The following is an 18,502-nucleotide window of genomic DNA, read 5'->3' on the forward strand; positions in this document are numbered from 1 at the left end:
CTCCTCGAATTTTATGGAATACAGTTTTAATAAGCGAAACTTGAATACGATTTAATACAAGTTAGAGCAATCTTTCAACATCAATTTGGCACATTGCTATCACAGTGCGCTACCCGAGCGATGACCTGAATGCAGGACCAACCCCGGAGCCCCTCTAAAACCATCAGGCATAAAAAAACCGCAGGGCAGTGACGCCGTGCGGTTTTTTTGAGGGTAGTTTCAATACCCTCTATATAGAAGCAACAACTCTGATTTCCGATCAGACACCCAGCGATTCAATATCACTCGCCAGCATCGCCAGCTCGTGAGCAATCGAGTCACGCAGCTTTTCGGCGGAGATCAGGTAAGACGGTGCGGCACAGGTCAGCACCATGGTCGTACCATCTTCCAGCCTGACCGGCACACCAGCGGAATTGATATTGCGATCCCACTCGCCCAGTGACAGGCAGAACCCGCTGGTTTTGTATTCTTCCATCGCCCGCTCAAGCCCTTCTTTCTTCTCGGGCCAGGCGTCCGGACCGTATTTCTTGGCCATACCGTCCATCAGAATCTTGCGGCCGCTCTCGCTGATGGCAGCGCAGTAAGCCCGGCCAGCGGAGGTAGTCGCCATCGGCAACCGCAGTCCAATTTCCATCCGCAACAAGGTGGCTTCCGGAGGCATGCGGTTTTCAACATAAATCATATGCAGACGATCGTGGCAGGTCAGACCGATCGACATGTTGGTGCGTCGTGCAAACTCATCCATGTAAGGCTTGGCGAGCTGACGTACTTTCAGGTTAGAGACATAGGCATAACCCAATGCCAGAACGCCCGAGCTGAGCTGGTACTTCTCGAGTACCGGGTTGTAACTGAGATACCCCAGTTTGGTCAGCGTGTAGGTCATCCGCGAGACGGTCGGTTTCGGCAAACCGGTAATACGGGAGATGTCCTGGTTTCCGAGAATAACGGAACCCTGACTGAAAGCCCGCAGGACGTTCAGCCCCCGGGAAAGCGCCTCAACAAACTTGCGATCTTTTTCGTCACCTTCAACCATGCCACCACCCGTTTCGATAGCCAGTTCCCGTTCTAGTTTTTCTTTTGTATTCATAGCGTTCTGGTGCCCCCCACAGCCCCATTATAAAAATAGTCCGGTTTGCCCGTTCTTTTTGACATCCTGGAACACGAGACTGTGACCAACACGTTGCGGCATCTCCGGTTTTGTACTTTTGTACAAAAACATGCCTATTCTAACGGAGTACAGTGGAACTACCAATATCGATCAAACAAGATGTGTGCCAAATATGAGCCAATATTCCATTTCGTTTCAAAATACTGCTGATGATCAAAGCTGAACAAAAACATTCCGGCGCTTTGCGGTATTCCATTTTACTTTCATAACCCTGGCCAACACGGCCGAATCAGCTTGCGGTAAAAGGCACCCAGAGCCACAACAATAGCAACATCACCGGCAGCGCAAGCAAGGCAAAAGTACCATTCCAGCCGAATGCCACAACCCAGCGGGACAGGCGACCAAAACGCGACAACAACATCACCGAAGGACCAAAAGGTGACAGGATCATCGCCATGGAAAAGCCGATCACCAGCGCAACCGCAATCAACAGCGGCTCATAACCCTGCGCGGCCACTGGCCCCAGCAAACCGGCAATAAAACTCAGCACCGTAATCGGCGCAATTCCGAAAGCTGCACCCAAGGGCAGTATCAGCATAGCCGCCACTGCCAGCAGGTAAATGCCGGAGTAATGTTCCAGCAACCCGGTAATCGCCGATGGCGGCACCTGAGCTGCAAGCGTGACACCCAGCGCAGCAGATGACGCGAAGATACACATCTCGTTAGTCAGGGATGACACATTGCCGGCCATTTCGCGAATGACGCCGGCCACGCGCCCGCCTTCCCACACCATATAGATAAAAGTGACGGTCGGCACCGTCAGCATCGCCGCCCGGGAGACATTCAGATCCGTCAAAGCAACCAGCGCCCCCATCACGGCGAAGACCGCGAGCACCACCAGCACCAATCGCCCACTTCCCGGAGGCCAGCCATCAAGCTCCTGGCGCTCCTGACTGACCAGATGAAAGCGGCGGTACTCCAGCCCCCAGCCAATCGCGATCAGGGCCGCAGCCGCCATCAGGCTGAAGGGCAGGATTTGCCCCCAGGTTAAGGATGGCACTTCGCGCGTGATAATGGCGACAGCAACACTGGTCGGGGCAATCAGGGGCACCAGCGCAAACCCCCTCAAGGTACTGCTTAACACGCTACGCAGCCAACGCAACCGACTCTGGCCGGTAACGCGCCGATCATCCAGCGTCTCGGTTAACGCGCCACACAACAGATTCATAACCCCGAAATTAAGCACAGACGCGATCAGGCAACTGGTGAGCGCGTACTTGGGATAGAGCCAGACCGATGGCCCGCCCAACAGGACGTCATGAATCCGCCGCAAGACTTCAAAACGCCGGACCAGGCACTGCATCATGCCCAGACTACCCAGAAAGGCAGCGTAAAATGCCGCCGCGGTGACCGCATCATGAAGTGTAATCGCCGTCAGCTGGCCAGCCGCACCGAGAACACCCACAACAGTTACAGTGACCAGAAACAGATAGCGGGCATACCCCTCCAACCGACCGACATGCAGTAAAAAGAAGGTGAGCATCATCGTGCCCGAGAGCGTGCTCAGCAGATCGACACCGGTCAGCAATGCGGCCAGCTCGGCGAGCACCGCAAGCGGAAGAAAATATGTTGTCATAACAGCCCGACCAAGAGGGATGCGAGAGCATATTGCCGGCTTGCATTTGCTGCATGCCGCCATTAATCTAGCCCAATATACAAAACTTAATTTCGCTTAACGAAACTACATTAACATTTATGCACAGGCAACCCTGACCCTCCACCAACATGACCGTTGGCTGCGATCAGATCTGCACTGTTGTTAATTCGGCGATCAGGCAAACGAAAATCGGCCTGAATACAGGAGCTACCATGTCTGCATACATCTATGACGGTCTCAGAACAGCATTCGGGCGCCACGCCGGCGCACTGGCCAAAGTCCGTCCTGACGACCTGCTTGCCAGCGTCATCAAGTCGCTTGTTGAGCGCAATGCTTTTGAAGCCAGTGTTTACGAAGACGTTATCGCCGGCTGCACCAACCAGGCAGGGGAAGACGCACGCAACATCGCCCGCCACGCCGGCCTGATGGCGGGCCTGCCCATCGAAACCGGCGGGCTCACCGTCAACCGCCTGTGCGGCTCAGGCCTCGCCGCCATTATCGATGCGGCACGCGCGGTTCGCTGCAACGAAGGCGAACTGTTTGTCGCTGGTGGCGCCGAGAGCATGAGCCGTGCGCCCTTTGTTATGGCCAAAAGCGAATCGCCTTTCTCCCGTGATTTCCGCGCCTTCGACAGCACCATTGGCGCGCGCTTCCCGAACCCGCGCATTGAGTCGGAGTTCGGTAGCGACACCATGCCGCAGACTGCTGACAACATCGCCCGTGAGCAGGGCCTGAGCCGCGACGCTGTCGACCGCTTCGCCGCCCAGAGCCAGGCCCGTTATGACGCCGCCCTCAAAGCCGGCTTCTACGATGAAGAAATCCTGTCTGTTGACGTGCCTCAGGGCCGCAAGAAACCTGCAGTCGCCGTTGACAAGGACGAACACCCACGCCCAAGTTCAACTGTCGATGCTCTGTCCGGCCTGCGTCCTCTGTTCGAGGGTGGCGTGGTGACAGCCGGCAACGCATCCGGCATCAACGACGGTGCAGCGGCATTGATTATCGGCTCCCGCGAAGCCGGCGAAAAAGCGGGCGTGCAGCCCCGGGCGCGCATCGTGTCTGCAGCGATTGCCGGTGTGGCCCCGAATGTCATGGGCTATGGCCCGGTACCTGCCAGCGAGAAAGCCCTGGCACGAGCCGGCCTGACCATCGCCGATATGGACGTGATCGAAATCAACGAGGCGTTTGCCGCTCAGGTGCTCGGCTGCACCAACCGGCTGGGCATCGATGCTACCGATTCACGCCTGAACCCCAATGGTGGCGCTATTGCGGTCGGCCACCCGCTGGGTGCTTCCGGCGCGCGCATCGCCCTCACCGCCACCCGCCAGCTCGAGCGCACCGAAGGCCGCTATGCGCTGATCAGCATGTGCATTGGCGTCGGCCAGGGCATTGCGGCGGTCATTGAGCGCGTGACGGACTGAAGCCGGCTCCGCCCTGGTGACCGAAGCTTCAGCTTTTGAGAGGGCCGCAAGGCGGCTGCTCGAAAGCTGGAGCTTTCGCTAAAAGGAATACCTCCTCAACTTGCCTGCATGTTCCCCTGGTTGCCGCCATTCAAAATGGACGGGCGACTGTTTAGCAATGCCTTCCAGAACGTCCGTCAGAAAAGCCTTACGCCAGCCTGCTGGAGGCGATTCATCCCAGCAGCTATAGTGACCTCTTTCTTACCAACCGTCAGAGCGGTACTTCCACCGGACCGGCAAAAGGGGCAGATACCCATGGCATTTCTGATTCTGGCTTCCCGCCGCGCCATTGCGGTGTTCCTGCTACTGTTACCCGCCTGCCTGCAAGCCGCAGAGAGTGTCAGGATTTACGCAGCTGCATCCCTGACCAATGCGCTTGAAACGGCCGCTACCGCCTACGAAGCCAGCCACAACGTGGAAATCGTTACTGTCTATGCCTCATCTTCAACAGCCGCGCGGCAGATTGCCAATGGCGCGCCGGCAGATCTCTACTTTTCTGCCAACGAGCAGTGGATGGACTGGCTGGTCGATCAGCAGATCACGCTCCGTCAGCGCAGCGACCTGCTCAGCAACCGGCTGGCCCTGATTGCGCCGGGCAAGAGCCCGCTTCAACCCATCGCTCCGGGCAGCGGCACTCGCTTGCTGTCATTGATGAAAACGGGCGAGCGGCTATCAGTGGGCGACCCGGAACATGTGCCCGCCGGTATCTACGCGAAGCAGGCACTGATAACGCTTGGCGAGTGGCAGGAGCTGGCGCCCAGACTGGCACCGGCTGACAACGTCCGCGCGGCACTGGCGCTGGTCGAGCGGGGTGAAGTGCCACTTGGAATCGTGTACCGGACTGACGCCATGGCCAGCGACAAGGTGCAGCAAATCGGGCTGTTTCCGGAAACCAGCCACAGGCCCATCACCTACCCCATCGCCATCGTCAATCCGAAAGCCGGTGATGCCACCTTCCGTTTCCGCCGCTGGCTGGCAAGCGCCGAAGCCCGCGCAATATTCACCCAGGCCGGCTTCACCGCCGCCACACCCTGAAGACGGAGCTGCCCCTGATGCTGTCTGACGCCGAATGGGACGCCATTTTGATCAGCCTCAAGATCGCCGGCAGTGCGGTTGGCTGGATCATGATTCCGGGGATCGCCACCGCCTGGATACTGGCCCGAAAGCAATTCAGGGGCAAAGTCATTGTTGATAGCCTGCTGCACCTGCCGCTGGTGTTGCCGCCCGTGGTGGTCGGTTATTTGCTGCTGCTGTCACTGGGGCGAAATGGCTGGTTCGGCCAGTGGCTGGACAGTCAGTTTGGCGTGACTCTGCCCTTCACCTGGCAAGGCGCGGCCATTGCCGGCGGCGTTATGGCCTTCCCACTGCTGGTAAGGGCAGTCAGGCTCTCCATTGAAGCTGTCGACCCCGGCATTGAAGCGGCCGCCAGAACCTTGGGGGCCAATCGCTGGCGCGTGCTGTTAACCATCACCTTGCCACTGGCCCTCCCCGGTTTGATTACCGGCACCGTGCTGGCATTCGCCCGGGCGCTGTCCGAATTCGGTGCGACGATCACCTTTGCGTCCAATATTCCCGGTGAAACCCGCACACTGCCGCTCGCACTCTACACGCTGATCCAGTCGCCAGGCTCAGAAGCCGCCGCAGCGCGGCTGTGCGTTCTGTCGATTGTGATTGCGATCCTGTCGCTGCTCGCCTCTGAATGGCTTGCGAAGCGATCCCGTCGCCGGCTGCAGGGAGCAGATACCCCATGACGCTGCCTCAGGATGCGCTGGTCATCGATGTTCGCAAACAGCAGGGGCATTTCAGACTTGATGCCTGCGTGACGATTGCCCCATCTGGCGTTACCGGTCTTTTCGGCAAGTCCGGCAGCGGCAAAACCACGCTGCTACGCCTGATTGCCGGACTGGACTCACCAGACGAAGGCTCTATTCATTTTCAGGGCAAAGCCCTGACCGATTCCCGGAAGGGCGTGTCAGTTGCCGCCCACCATCGAAACTTTGGGGTCGTGTTCCAGGATGCCCGCCTGTTTCCCCATTATCGTGTGCGTGGCAACCTCACCTACGGCGTAAAGCGATCGGACCCGCAGCATTTCAGTCACGTTATCGGGTTACTGGGGATTGAACATCTGCTGGATCGCTACCCGGCTACACTGTCGGGCGGTGAAGCGCGCCGGGTGGCCATTGGCCGCGCGCTGCTGACCAAGCCATCCCTGCTGTTAATGGATGAACCACTCACCGGTCTCGACGGCACCCGCAAGTCCGAACTCTTGCGCTACATCGCCCGCCTGACCCGCGATATTGATATACCGATTATTTACGTCAGTCATGATACCGACGAACTGCTGGCAATCGCCCAGCATCTGGTCTTGCTTGATAAAGGGCGCCTGATTGCGGACGGCGATCTCGAAACCCTGCTGATGCGATTTGACCTCACCGAACATCTCGGTGGTTTCAATGCGGCTTCTGTTCTGGATGCACGCGTCATGAGCCATGAACCCGACTACGGCCTGACCCGAGTGACACTTGATGACGGGCAGCAACTCAGCATCCCGGCAGAAGATGCAGCCATCGGCCAGCGATTGCGACTGCGCATTCCAGTCCGCGATGTCGCCCTATCACTCGAGCCGCAGCACGGTTGCAGCTACCGCAACCAACTGCGTGCCACCATTATGGAGTCGGCACCACACCCCTGTGATCCTGCAGCAATGGAAATCCGGCTCGGTATCGGGGCTCAATCGCTGCGCGCCAGGCTGACACGAAAGTCCTGCGATGAGCTGGGCCTGGTTGTTGGCAGGGAAGTGACGGCACTGGTCAAAACCATGGCCTTTGCACTCAGGGAATGACCGATGAGCCGTCGTCGGGAGGCCCTTGAAATTCTGTCGTCCACATAACAAAAAGCCCCGATGCAAACGCATCGGGGCAAACGGCAACAAAAACCGAGTTAAGGAAGCAACACCGGGCACGATGCCCGGCACTATCAGAACATCATTTTGGCAGAGGCCATCACCTGCTGGTATTGGTCGTTGTCATCCGATCCTGCGTAAGCGAAGTTCCAGTAAGAATACTCCAGACCCAGCGTCAGATTCTGATGCGGCGACCACAACAGGTTGGCGTGAACCGATGTGGATGCGTCGAAATAGCTGAGCAGGCTACCTGCGCCCTGCACCGCTGTGTCGTCAACCACTTCTGTGTAGGAACCCACAAGACTGCTGCGCCATTGCGGTGTCCAGAAATGACGATACGCCGCAGTAGCGCCGTAGGTTGTCAAAGGATCCACCTCGCCGGCGGCCTGGTCAGCCAGATCAACGTCCGGATAGGTAAACAGGCCCATGTAGCGGCCCAACGCCCCGTAGTTGTACTGCAAACGCACATCATCACGACCGATGGTCGGAATCCGCGCGCTCAGCGACACGGCGCCGGCCAGCTTCTCATCACCTGACGCGTCGTCTTCCAGATTACGCAACATACCCGCAACCGAGTAGAAACCGTAGTTGCCGCGGATCTCGTAGCGTGCGGTCAGGTCCGGATAGGATTGATCGTCGTAGGAATTGGTGCCGTATCCATCCTCGGGGTTCTCAAGCGCTACCATGAACTTACCGCCCGGCGCTTGCATGTTGTAACGAATCATCGGCTGGGTGACATAGATGAAGGCTGCCATTTTGCCCTGATTCAGAATTTCAGGCAGTGCTGCCAGGTCGGTAAAGGTGGTGTAGGTCTGACCAAACTCCCAACCATTCCAGCGACCATATGCCTGACGCAGACGCGGATTGTAGCTGTTGGATACGACTTCGTTACCCGGCGAATCCTGCGCTGTGTTGAAGTCCATCTCCAGGTAGGTTTGCAGCCGGTGACCGCCGACATCGTCGGTTGAAGTACCGAAACTGAAGCGGGATTCACGGGCCGTAAAGCCGACTTTCCAGTCGTCAGTCGAGGCAGCTGATTTTGCAAAGTTGCGGGGCAGACCTACGCTGTAGCTATTCAGTGTGCCATCACCACCCGATCCGTAGACCATGTCAGCCTTGATAAAGCCACCAAATGAGATCGTGGTGTCGCCGATTTTCAGACCATCGCCTTCTTTCAATATGTACGGGTTATCAGCCGTGGCTTCCGGCGCTTCTGATACCGCACCGGACAGTCGTGATTCTAGTTGTTCCACCCGCTGGCGCAGTGCATCAACCTCTGAATCAGCATCCTGAGCTGCGACAGGCACAGATGTCAGCGCAATCAATGGCAGACCGGCCAGGGCAACCGCTTTTGTCAGAGGGTGAACTCTCATTGACGTTGTTGTTCTTGTCATTACAAACCTCGCGTTTCAATTATTGTTTGTGAGTACAACTTTGTTGTGAGTCTTCAGCCGGACCGGATTTACGCTTTAATAGACACCATATTCCGCTGAGCGGTACGTGCACAGAATTAGTTTCGCTAAGCAATACACGCTTCCGTATTTTCGAATATAGACAAACAAATTTTGAACAACAACCTTTGAGGCGCGATTTTAATGGAATTTCGCAATTAGAAGCCCATTTGAAGGGTGCAGGAGAATTGACAGGCCTTTCTCTATGATTCATCCTTACCCAATTCTGCTATGCGGTATATATTTTCACAAATGACAATCCGAGGGGTTGATCAATGAACATGAACTACACAGTCGAAGAGCTGGCCTTCCGCGATGAGGTTCGCCGCTTCCTTGACGACAAGCTGCCGGCCGATATTGCCGCGAAGGTCAAACGCGGTCGCCGGATGACCAAAGAGGATCACGAACGCTGGCAACAGATCCTCAGCAAGCAAGGCTGGTATGCCACGCACTGGCCTGAAGAGTACGGCGGGGTTAAGTGGACGGCTGTGCAGAAGCACATCTGGGATGAAGAGTCCTGTGCTTACGGTGCGCCGCGCACTATTCCTTTCGGTGTCAACATGGTGGCGCCTGTCATCATCAAGTTCGGCAACGAGCAGCAGAAGCAGCAGTACCTGCCCCGGATCCTCAGCGGTGAAGACTGGTGGTGCCAGGGTTATTCCGAGCCCGGCGCCGGTTCCGACCTTGCGTCGCTGAAGACCCGCGCCGTGCGCGATGGCGACCATTACATCGTCAATGGCCAGAAGACCTGGACCACTCTGGGTCAGCACGCCAACATGATTTTCTGTCTGGTGCGCACCAATACTGAAGTCAAAGCTCAGGAAGGCATCTCTTTCCTGCTGATTGATATGGACACACCAGGCGTTACCGTCCGCCCGATCATCACTATTGAAGGCGAGCACGAGGTTAACGAAGTGTTCTTCGATGACGTCAAGGTGCCGGTCGAGAATCTGGTGGGCGAAGAAGACAAGGGCTGGACATATGCCAAGTACCTGCTCACCTACGAGCGCACAGGCCTTGCGGGTATCGGCGCATCCAAAGCCGCACTCAGCCATCTGAAGACCATCGCCAGCCGCAACCTGAAGAACGGTCGTCCATTGATTGAGGACGCCACCTTCAGCCAGCGTATCGCCAAGATCGAGATTGATCTCATGGCGGCCACGATCAGCAACCTGCGCATTATCGCCGCAGTTGCCGGCGGTGGTGTGCCGGGTGCCGAGAGTTCGATGCTGAAGGTACGTGGCACCGAGATCCGCCAGGCGATTACCGATCTGGCGCGGCGTGCGATCGGGCCCTACGCCCAGCCGTTCGTTGAAGAAGAGCTGGATCTGGATTACGACGGTGAGTTCCTGTCAGACGAAGACGGCGCTGCTTTCTCCGCGCACTACTTCAACATGCGCAAGCTGTCGATTTTCGGTGGATCAAACGAGATCCAGAAGAACATCGTCACCAAAATGATTCTCGGACTATAAGGGGGCCCCATGGACTTCAACCTGAGTGAAGAGCAACAAATGTTGCAAGACACCGTGGCGCGTCTGGTTCGCGGTGAATACGATTTTGAAAAGCGCCTGTCGTTCAGCGACAGCGAACTGGGGTTCAGCGAAGCCTTCTGGAATCAGTTGGGTGAACTCGGCCTCACAGCGGTTCCCTTCCCCGAAGAACTGGGCGGATTCGGTGGCGGCGGCGTCGAAGTGCAGTCGGTCATGACCGAACTCGGCCGCGGCCTGTGCCTGGAGCCTTACCTGCAGACCGTCATTCTGGGTGGCGGCGTGATCGCCCAGGCCGGCAGTGACAGCCAGAAAGAAAAGTGGCTGGGTGAGATTGCAGCCGGTGCGCTAAAGGTCGCTGTAGGCTTCCAGGAGCCCCAGAGCCGCTACAACCTGAATGATGTTGAGACACGAGCGGAAAAATCGGGCAACGGCTACACCCTCAACGGTCGCAAAGCCGTGCTGATCGGTGGGCACTGTGCTGATCTTCTGATTGTGTCGGCACGCACCTCAGGCGATAGCCGCGATGCTGACGGCCTGTCGCTGTTCGCAATTGATCCGAAGGCGGCCGGTGTTGAGCGTCGCGTTTATCCGACCGTTGATGGCGCGAAAGGCTGCGACGTCACCCTGACGAATGTTCAGGTTGATGCTGACGCCCTGATCGGCACCGAAGGTCAGGCCGGCGATGTCATCGAGTACCAGACCGGACGCGCAATTGCGGCACTGTGCGCAGAGGCGGTTGGCGCGATGGAAGAATCCATCAAGCTGACCCTGGAATACCTCAAGACCCGCAAGCAGTTCGGTACCCCGATCGGTCGGTTCCAGGTACTTCAGCACCGCATGGTCGACATGAGTTCAGAACTTGAACAGGCCCGTTCAATGGCCATCCTGTCTGCCAATGTCGCCGATGCCGAACAAAGCGATGAGCGTCGCCGTATTCTGGCCGCGGCCAAGAACGTTGTGGGACGCTCAGGCCAGTTTATTGCCGAACAGGCCATCCAGCTTCATGGCGGTATCGGCATGACCTGGGAATACAGCCTGGCCCATTACGCCAAGCGATTGATCATGATCAATCACCAGCTCGGTGATGATGATTTTCATCTGGAACACTATGCCAGCCTTCTCGAGGTCGCATCCTGATCCGGATACAGAATCCTGTGCGAGGAGCCGGATCTTCAGCCCTGCTGAGAGATCCGTTCAGGGGTGGCTTCGGCCACCCCTTTTTTGTTTTTCAGCACAAAAAAGTAGAGTGACAATCCCGGCGCTACAATCAATATGAAACAGCATTGTTAACCGATGCTTCCAACAACAAAACCGGAGCCACCATGAAAGAAATAGCACTGGATGACCTGACCCAGTACACAGGACAACTGATCGGCCACAGCCCCTGGAAACATATTTCACAGGATATGATTCAGGCATTTGCAGATGCCACCGGCGATCACCAGTGGATCCACGTGGATGTGGAGCGCGCCAAAGCCGAATCACCATGGAACAGCCCCGTGGCCCACGGTTTTCTGACCGTTTCCCTGATCCCACAACTGAACCAGGGCGTCATCCACACCACGGGGACCTCGGCCACGATTAATTACGGGCTCAACAAACTGCGGTTTCCATCAGCGGTAAAATCAGGATCGGATGTACGGACAGAAGTGATTCTGAAAGATGTCAAAACCGTCGACAAAGACCGGGTGCTGGCGACCTTTCAAACTACCGTGCAGATTCGTGATGAAGACCGGCCGGCCTGTGTGGCAGAGAGTCTGGTGATGTACGTGCGGTAATCCCCACACAACCCGAACCCCGGATATCCCGGGGTGTGGCAAAAAAAGGGGGCCGTTAATCGGCCCCTTTTTTCATGGATCTGGAGTCTGGCGTTATTCAATCGGCTTCTGCACGATCTTGCCGTCCTCAACAACCGCCAGCGTGGTTTCAGTAATAAAGCCACCACCGGCATCCACCTCTTTCACTTCATACGGGTTCTTGCTGTCATCCATTGATTTCAGCGCTTCTGGAACACCGGCCCGCAGAGCTTTGGCTTCAGTCGTATTCTGCTCGTCCATCGCCTCGATCAGCGCATGCATTGCCAGATAGTTATAGGCGGCTTCAGAACCGGGCATCTTGTTGTACTTGGCCTTGTAGCGCTTGATAAAGTCCTGCGCCGGCTTGGTCTCGTAGACTGATAGCGGTACAACACCAATTGCGCCTTCCATCATCTCGAGACCACCGGCGACTTCCGCCACTTCATCCAGTTTCGCCTGGTCCATCACGATGAAACTGCCCTGAAAACCGAGCTGCCGCGCCTGCTGAACCACCAGGCCCGTGGGTTCTGATGCGCCTCCCACGAACATGACATCAGGAGCTTCGGAGATGATACGGCTGACGCCGGTATAGAAATCCGCAGATTTGTTGTAGTCCATCGGATTATCAGCAACGACTTCGCCACCTTCAGCCGTCCACTGTTTTTTCATCATGCCCGCCCAGATTTTGGCGTACTCGTGGGTGGCACCGCCCATGCCGAGCTTTTTGCCGTCGTGCTTCATTGCATAATCGGTAAACGCTGTGACATATCCATCGAATGTGGGGGGGATACGCAGCGTCAGCTCGTTACCTTTTTGCGTGACCGACGGCACACTGGTGTAGGCCATAATCAGGAAGTCATCTTTTTCGTTGAAATCCTGCAACGCGAAAATACCCCCGGAGTGGGGTACAAACACGGCTGAAACACCGGATTCCTTTTTCAGGCGCTTGGCGTTGGTAGCCGCCTGAGCCGGCGAGTAACCGTCGTCCAGCGCGATCAGGTTCACAGTGTAGTTTGTGCCGTCGATATCGATACCGCCCGCCGCATTCACTTCTTCGGCCGCCATCTTGATACCGGACAGGACGTTTTCACCGTAAAGGGCCGCGCCACCGGATAGCGGGCCGGTGAAACCAATATTCACTTCTTCTGCCAGCGCGCCGGCAGACATGCCCATGCTGACGGTTGCTACGGCAATCGCACTGCCAAGTTTTCTGAGTGTTTTCATTGTTTTCTCCTTGGGTATTGCGCTTCTGTTTTTGTTGGATCATTCATCAATCGGGCACGCTTAGGCACCGATATACGCCTCTCGCACTTTCTCGTTGCCCAGCATCGCTTCCCGGTCCCCTTCCATGACCAGTCGTCCGTTCTCCATAACGTAGGCGCGGCTGGCAATCTTGAGCGCGGCAAACGCATTCTGTTCAGCCAGTAGCACCGTGGTGCCCAGGCTGTTGATCTGCTGAATCGTCTGGAACATCTGACGCACGATCAGTGGTGCCAGACCCAGTGAGGGCTCATCCAGCATCAGCAGACGGGGGCGACTCATCATCGCCCGGCCAATTGCCACCATTTGCTGCTGACCGCCTGAAAGCGACCCTGCCGGCTGCTCCGCTTTCTCTTCGAGAATCGGAAACATCTCGAGGATTTCCTTGTAGCGGCGACGGTTGCCCTGCTTGTCGCGACGATGCACATAGGCCCCCAGCATCAGGTTCTGCTGAACGCTCATCTGGGGAAACAGCTTGCGGCCCTCGGCACACTGAACAATGCCAGCATCAACGATGGCACTGGGCCGCAGCCCATTCAGCCGCTTGCCCTCAAACTCAATGTCACCGGCAGTTGGTTTGTTAAGCCCGCTAAGGGTATTGAACAGGGATGATTTACCGGCGCCATTGGCACCGAGAAGCACGACAAGCTCGCCACTGTTAACGGTCATCGAAATCTCGTTCAGCGCCTTGAAGCTGCCGTAACACACATCAACGTTTTTAAGCTGCAGCATCTTCGTCACTCCCCAGGTAGGCTTCAATGACAACCGGATTTTCACGGATCTCCTGTGGTGTGCCTTCCGCTATCTTTTCACCATGATCGAGCACCATGATCTTGTCAGCCATGCCCATGATCATGTCCATCTTGTGTTCGATCAGGCAGACCGTCAGGCCGTTGGCGACCATCTTGTGCATCAGGTCCGCCAGACCCACGGTTTCTTCGGGGTTAACCCCGGCCGCAGGCTCATCCAGCAGCAACAGCTTGGGCTGTGTAGCCAGCGCCAGTGCAAAGGCGACCCGCTTGCGCTCTTCCTGGGTGATATCCGCTATCAAACGGTTTTCCACGTGAGACAGACCGACGAAATCCAGTGCTTCGCGGGCCTTGACCCGGCACTCCTTTTCTTCCGCCTGCAGTCGCTTTGAATTGATCAGCACATCCCACAACCCGGATTGGGTACGCAGCCGGTGGCCGACAATCAGGTTGTCCAGCACCGTTGCCGTCTCAAACAGATTGGTGGTCTGGAAAGTGCGACCAATGCCACGCCGGGCGATGTAGTCACAACGCAGCGGCGTAATATCTTCGCCATCCAGAATGATGCGACCGGATGTCGGTTTGTGCATGCCGGCGATCAGGTTGAAGAAGGTACTTTTACCGGCGCCGTTGGGCCCGATAATCGCGTTGATCTTGTTGGCCTCAAAGTGCACGGACACATCATTGACCGCAGCGAGACCGCCAAACATTTTGGTCAGATTTTCGACTTTAAGCATTGTTCTCGGCCTCCTTTCCGGTCGCGCTGTTCGATGCCTCTACTCGGCTTGCCTTCGGCGTTTTCGCCACCCCCATGGATTCTGCCTTGCGGCGCATCCAGAGCAGCAATGAGCCCACCAGACCATTCGGGAAGAAGATAACGAGCAGCACCAGCAAGGGCCCGAACAGGATCATCTTGTAGGTTTCGAGAAACTGCAGGGACTGGGTCAGCCAGACAATACTCAGGGTGCCGACCAGCGGCCCGAACAAGGTGCCGATACCGCCCACCAACAGGTAGGTGATGAGGTTGAAGGTGTGCAGGATGTTGGCATCTTCAGGGCCAATGAAGCGCACCATGCCCGCATAAAGCGCGCCCGCCAGCCCGGCGTAGGTGGTCGACAGTACAAATGCGAGCACCTTGTTGCGCATCAGGTTGATGCCCAGGGACTGAGCCAGCTCGTCACCGTTGCGGATGGCAATGAAGGTGCGCCCCAGAAGCGATTTTGACAACCGGCTGATGAACCAGATCGAGAAAATCAGGAATGCCAGCACCAGATAATAGAAAGGCACCGAGTCAGTAAAATCGACGACCCCGAAACCATAAGGTGCTGCGATATCGCGAACACCGATAGCGCCATGGGTCAGCTCTTCCCACTTGTCCAGCAGCATATAGATAATGAACCCCACGCAAAGCGTGAAGATCGCAAAATAATGCTCCTTCAGGCGCAGGGAAATGACACCGGTTATAAAGCCGAGCACAGCCGTCATCAGCAGCGCGGCGACAAAAGCCGGCCAGAAACTCCAGCCATAATCGGATGTCAGCAAGCCCAGCGTATAGGCACCGATAGCGAAAAACCCGCCGTGGGCAAGGTTCAACTGGCCACAGTAGCCGGTGATGATGTTGAGACCGTAAACGGCTATCGCCCAAACGAACGCCAGCGACATGACGTACACCTGGTACTCATTGGCAGCAAACAGCGGAAACAACAGCGCCAGCAGAATAAACACATACTTGGTCGCCGGTCGGGTCAGTAAGGCAGCAAGTTTAAACATCATGATCAGTGCGCTCCCTTGGTAAACAGGCCCTGCGGGCGAATGGACAGAATCACGACCAACAGACCAAAGGCGATGATGTCCTTGTAGCTGGTCGAGATGTAGAAACCACCAAAGGCTTCGGCAAAACCGATGATCATGCCACCCACGATCGCGCCGGGAATACTGCCCATGCCGCCGAGGATGATGATGACAAACGCTTTCATGATGACCACATGCCCCATCGCCGGATAAACCAGGTTGATGGGCGCGTACAGTGTGGCGGCGAATGCCGCGAGGATGCCCGAGATGGCGAAAGTCATCATGGCCACCCGGTTGGCGTCGATACCCACCAGGAAGGCCCCGTCACGGTTCTGCGCCATCGCAATGATGGTGGCACCGGTCATGGTTTTGCGCAGGAACAGTTGCAGCGCCGCAACCAGAACAAACGCGCCGACAATAATAAGCAGGCGTTGCTCAGGAATTATCAGCCCGTCAAAGTTCAGGATGCCGGTGTAAGGGGATGAAATGCGACGGAAGTCCGCCCCCCATATCATCTGCACGAGCGCTTCGAGAAACAGCAGAATACCGATGGCCGCGATCTTGTCGTGGATCGGAGGTGAATTGCGCAAGGGGTGGAACACCAGGCGTTCGCTCAGGACCGCCACGATGGCCACGATAATGGCGGAACCCGCCATGGCAACCCAGTAGTGGGCGCCAATATCGACCATCAGGAAATACGTCATGAATGCACCCACCATGTACAGGGCACCATGCGCAAAGTTGGGAATATGAAGTATGCCGTATACGAGCGTCAGGCCGAGCGCTACGAGACCGTAGATGCTCCCCAACGTCATACCGTTGATTATTTGTTGAAAGAAAAGGTTCAAACCGGCCCCCGGGCATTGTTTTTGTTGGGTTGCTAAGTCTGTCAGTACTGCATCGCACACATTTCGCGCGCTGTCGTCACCGCTGTGTCGCGTGATCGACGTACTACCTGAGGCACGGCAAAGGATTGATTGCGCAGCCCGTCAGGCATTGGTGATAGTTGGTGATATCACCTTTCATCTGAGACTACACTGTCACTTGATTATGTCAATATACAAAATGAATTTCCGCATAGCGGAATATATTGACTTCTTATGGAGGGATATTGAAACCGAAGCCGGTTTATTGACCGACTTCGGTTTTACTGGAGCGAAGGGCTCAGGCCTCGGCAGCCCACTCCTGCTCCTGCAGGGCGCGCCACATGACCTTGCCGGTGGGGGACTTCGGCAATTCTGTTACAAATTCAACGATTTCCGGCACCTTGTAGGCCGACATTTCGTTCTTGCACCAGGCAATGATATCGGCTTCAGACACGGTTCCCTCTGCATCCGGCCCCAACACAACACAGGCTTTTACCGTCTCGCCCCGCTTTTCGTGAGGCGCCGAGATAATGCAGCACTCGTGAATGGCAGGATGTCGGTACATCAGGCTTTCAACCTCTGACGGCCAAACCTTGAAGCCCGATGCGTTGATCATCCGTTTGAGCCGATCAACCATGAAGAAGTAACCCTCTTCATCGTAGTACGCCAGATCACCGGTGCGGAAAAAACGTTTGCCGTCCAGCTCGATAAAGGCCGCTTCGGTCTCCATCGGCCTGTTCCAGTACCCCTGAGTGACTTGAGGGCCATTGCTGACGATTTCGCCGACCTCACCCGGCCCCAGCTCTTTAAGCGTCTCCACATCGACAATACGCGAATCCACGTCAAACACCGGAATACCCAGGCACTGGGCCTTGGGGGCTTCAGTAGGATTGATATGAGTGGCCGCCATGGTTTCGGACAGGCCGTAACCTTCGATGTAATCCAGGCCTGTCAGCTTTTTCAGTTTAGCGGCAATGGCTTCGGGCATCGCAGCACCGCCGCCACCGATGGTGTTCAACGAGCTGATGTCGAACTTGTCCAGATCGGGGTTGGACAAGAAGTCGACCGCCATGGTGACGATATTGGTCCAGCCGGTCACCTTGTAACGCTCGATCAGCTTCGACGCGGTCGTGCGATCCCAACGGGTCATGATCACGGATGTTGAGCCGCTGTAGATCGGGCTGTTCATTGAGCCGGTCATGCCGGTCACATGGAAAAATGGCAGCGTTGACAGCTGCACTGTATCAGCCGTGCTGAGGTTCCAGAATGCCCGGTGCACGGCGGTCGCCATGACAGAACGATGGGTATGAATGCAGCCCTTGGGTGCCCCGGTCGTACCCGAACTGTAAGGAATGACAGCCAGATCGTCAGGTCCGGCTGTATGCTCGCCGGGCACTCGACCTGCCTTGATCACCTCATCCCAGCTGTCGAGCCCCGGCGTCGAAAGCGGCGCAGCGGGTGCTGACACTTCGGCGGGCAGCGACAGATCAGTCTCGCCCCGCACATACGAGCTGTAGGCGGCGACCACGATATGCTCGAGATGGGTCGTTTCAAGCAAGGGCTCGATAAAGCCGGTCAGTTCCTGTCCGGCCAGACAGACCCGCGAATCCGTATCACTGATGTAATGCTCAAGCTCCGCTGAGCGGTTCATCGGATTAACGGGAATAACCGCGGCATTGGCACGCAAAATAGCGTAGTAACCGATGACGTACTGGGGGGAGTTCTGCATATAAAGCAGAACGCGATCGCCCTTCTTTACGCCTTTTTCGTGCAGGTAGCCGGCCAGCGCTTCAACTTCAGCGAACAGTTCGCGGTAGGTAATACGGGTGTCGTAATAGATGATGGCGGTATGGTCTGGATAACGCTCAGCCGAAATCGCCAGATTGGTATAGACGCTGGTCTTCGGCAAGGTCATGGTCTTGGGCAATGACTGCGGCCATATCCCATGGTGTCGTGTAAACATCGCTTATTCCCC

Annotated in this window: 16 protein-coding genes; 7 read left to right on the forward strand and 9 right to left on the reverse strand. The window is 56.5% G+C overall.

All coding sequences use genetic code 11. The annotated features are described in order from the left end of the window. Positions 1–259 precede the first annotated feature (259 nt). Together ACUN9X_RS01245 and ACUN9X_RS01250 are read right to left on the reverse strand one after the other, a co-directional pair. Positions 260–1,033: an IclR family transcriptional regulator gene (locus ACUN9X_RS01245; RefSeq protein ID WP_260037359.1), complete on the reverse strand. Its 774-nt coding sequence runs from the start codon at positions 1,031–1,033 to the stop codon at positions 260–262. A gap of 364 nt (positions 1,034–1,397) precedes the next feature. After that, positions 1,398–2,744 (reverse strand): hypothetical protein, encoded by a 1,347-nt coding sequence (locus tag ACUN9X_RS01250; RefSeq protein WP_260036969.1) that lies wholly within the window; start codon positions 2,742–2,744, stop codon positions 1,398–1,400. A gap of 233 nt (positions 2,745–2,977) precedes the next feature. On the opposite strand from ACUN9X_RS01250, the gene ACUN9X_RS01255 reads away from it, so the two are divergent. The 4 genes from ACUN9X_RS01255 to modC all read left to right on the forward strand — a co-directional run bounded on the left by ACUN9X_RS01255 (position 2,978) and on the right by modC (position 7,064). After that, a complete protein-coding gene (locus ACUN9X_RS01255) occupies positions 2,978–4,183 on the forward strand; it encodes a 3-oxoadipyl-CoA thiolase (protein WP_445471945.1) in 1,206 nt (401 codons plus the stop codon). A 294-nt stretch (positions 4,184–4,477) separates the two neighbouring features. After that, a complete protein-coding gene (gene modA, locus ACUN9X_RS01260) occupies positions 4,478–5,257 on the forward strand; it encodes a molybdate ABC transporter substrate-binding protein (protein ID WP_445471946.1) in 780 nt (259 codons plus the stop codon). A gap of 17 nt (positions 5,258–5,274) precedes the next feature. Further along, positions 5,275–5,973: a molybdate ABC transporter permease subunit gene (gene modB, locus ACUN9X_RS01265; protein ID WP_445471947.1), complete on the forward strand. Its 699-nt coding sequence runs from the start codon at positions 5,275–5,277 to the stop codon at positions 5,971–5,973. Continuing rightward, complete coding sequence (gene modC / locus ACUN9X_RS01270) at positions 5,970–7,064, forward strand: molybdenum ABC transporter ATP-binding protein (protein WP_445471948.1); 1,095 nt, start codon at positions 5,970–5,972, stop codon at positions 7,062–7,064. Before modB ends, modC begins: the two co-directional genes overlap by 4 nt. A gap of 134 nt (positions 7,065–7,198) precedes the next feature. On the opposite strand, the gene ACUN9X_RS01275 is transcribed toward modC, so the two are convergent. Beyond that, positions 7,199–8,497, reverse strand: a complete 1,299-nt coding sequence (locus ACUN9X_RS01275) for a DcaP family trimeric outer membrane transporter (protein ID WP_445471949.1) — start codon at positions 8,495–8,497, stop codon at positions 7,199–7,201. A 353-nt stretch (positions 8,498–8,850) separates the two neighbouring features. Here ACUN9X_RS01275 and ACUN9X_RS01280 point away from each other — a divergent pair, with 353 nt between their 5' ends. The 3 genes from ACUN9X_RS01280 to ACUN9X_RS01290 all read left to right on the forward strand — a co-directional run bounded on the left by ACUN9X_RS01280 (position 8,851) and on the right by ACUN9X_RS01290 (position 11,843). After that, entirely contained in the window at positions 8,851–10,047 is a 1,197-nt protein-coding gene (locus tag ACUN9X_RS01280; protein ID WP_260036979.1) for an acyl-CoA dehydrogenase family protein, read from the forward strand. A gap of 9 nt (positions 10,048–10,056) precedes the next feature. After that, positions 10,057–11,202, forward strand: a complete 1,146-nt coding sequence (locus tag ACUN9X_RS01285) for an acyl-CoA dehydrogenase family protein (protein ID WP_445471950.1) — start codon at positions 10,057–10,059, stop codon at positions 11,200–11,202. 185 nt (positions 11,203–11,387) lie between these two features. Further along, positions 11,388–11,843, forward strand: coding sequence for a MaoC family dehydratase (locus ACUN9X_RS01290; protein ID WP_445471951.1), 456 nt, complete (start codon positions 11,388–11,390; stop codon positions 11,841–11,843). A gap of 93 nt (positions 11,844–11,936) precedes the next feature. Here the strand turns inward: ACUN9X_RS01290 and ACUN9X_RS01295 are convergent, their stop codons facing one another. From ACUN9X_RS01295 to ACUN9X_RS01320, 6 genes are all read right to left on the reverse strand, one after another. Next, on the reverse strand, positions 11,937–13,085 hold the full coding sequence (locus ACUN9X_RS01295; protein WP_445471952.1) for an ABC transporter substrate-binding protein: 1,149 nt from the start codon (positions 13,083–13,085) through the stop codon (positions 11,937–11,939). Positions 13,086–13,145: 60 nt separating this feature from the next. Further along, positions 13,146–13,853, reverse strand: a complete 708-nt coding sequence (locus ACUN9X_RS01300) for an ABC transporter ATP-binding protein (RefSeq protein WP_260036987.1) — start codon at positions 13,851–13,853, stop codon at positions 13,146–13,148. Continuing rightward, complete coding sequence (locus ACUN9X_RS01305) at positions 13,840–14,607, reverse strand: ABC transporter ATP-binding protein (protein WP_445471953.1); 768 nt, start codon at positions 14,605–14,607, stop codon at positions 13,840–13,842. Before ACUN9X_RS01305 ends, ACUN9X_RS01300 begins: the two co-directional genes overlap by 14 nt. Then, positions 14,600–15,643, reverse strand: a complete 1,044-nt coding sequence (locus ACUN9X_RS01310; RefSeq protein ID WP_445471954.1) for a branched-chain amino acid ABC transporter permease — start codon at positions 15,641–15,643, stop codon at positions 14,600–14,602. Before ACUN9X_RS01310 ends, ACUN9X_RS01305 begins: the two co-directional genes overlap by 8 nt. 2 nt (positions 15,644–15,645) lie before the next feature. After that, positions 15,646–16,509 carry a branched-chain amino acid ABC transporter permease gene (locus ACUN9X_RS01315; protein ID WP_260036992.1) on the reverse strand — a complete coding sequence of 288 codons (864 nt, stop codon included), beginning with the start codon at positions 16,507–16,509 and terminating at the stop codon, positions 15,646–15,648. A gap of 316 nt (positions 16,510–16,825) precedes the next feature. After that, complete coding sequence (locus tag ACUN9X_RS01320; protein ID WP_445471955.1) at positions 16,826–18,490, reverse strand: long-chain fatty acid--CoA ligase; 1,665 nt, start codon at positions 18,488–18,490, stop codon at positions 16,826–16,828. Positions 18,491–18,502 lie beyond the last annotated feature (12 nt).

This window comes from Marinobacter sp. V032, from assembly GCF_052645435.1.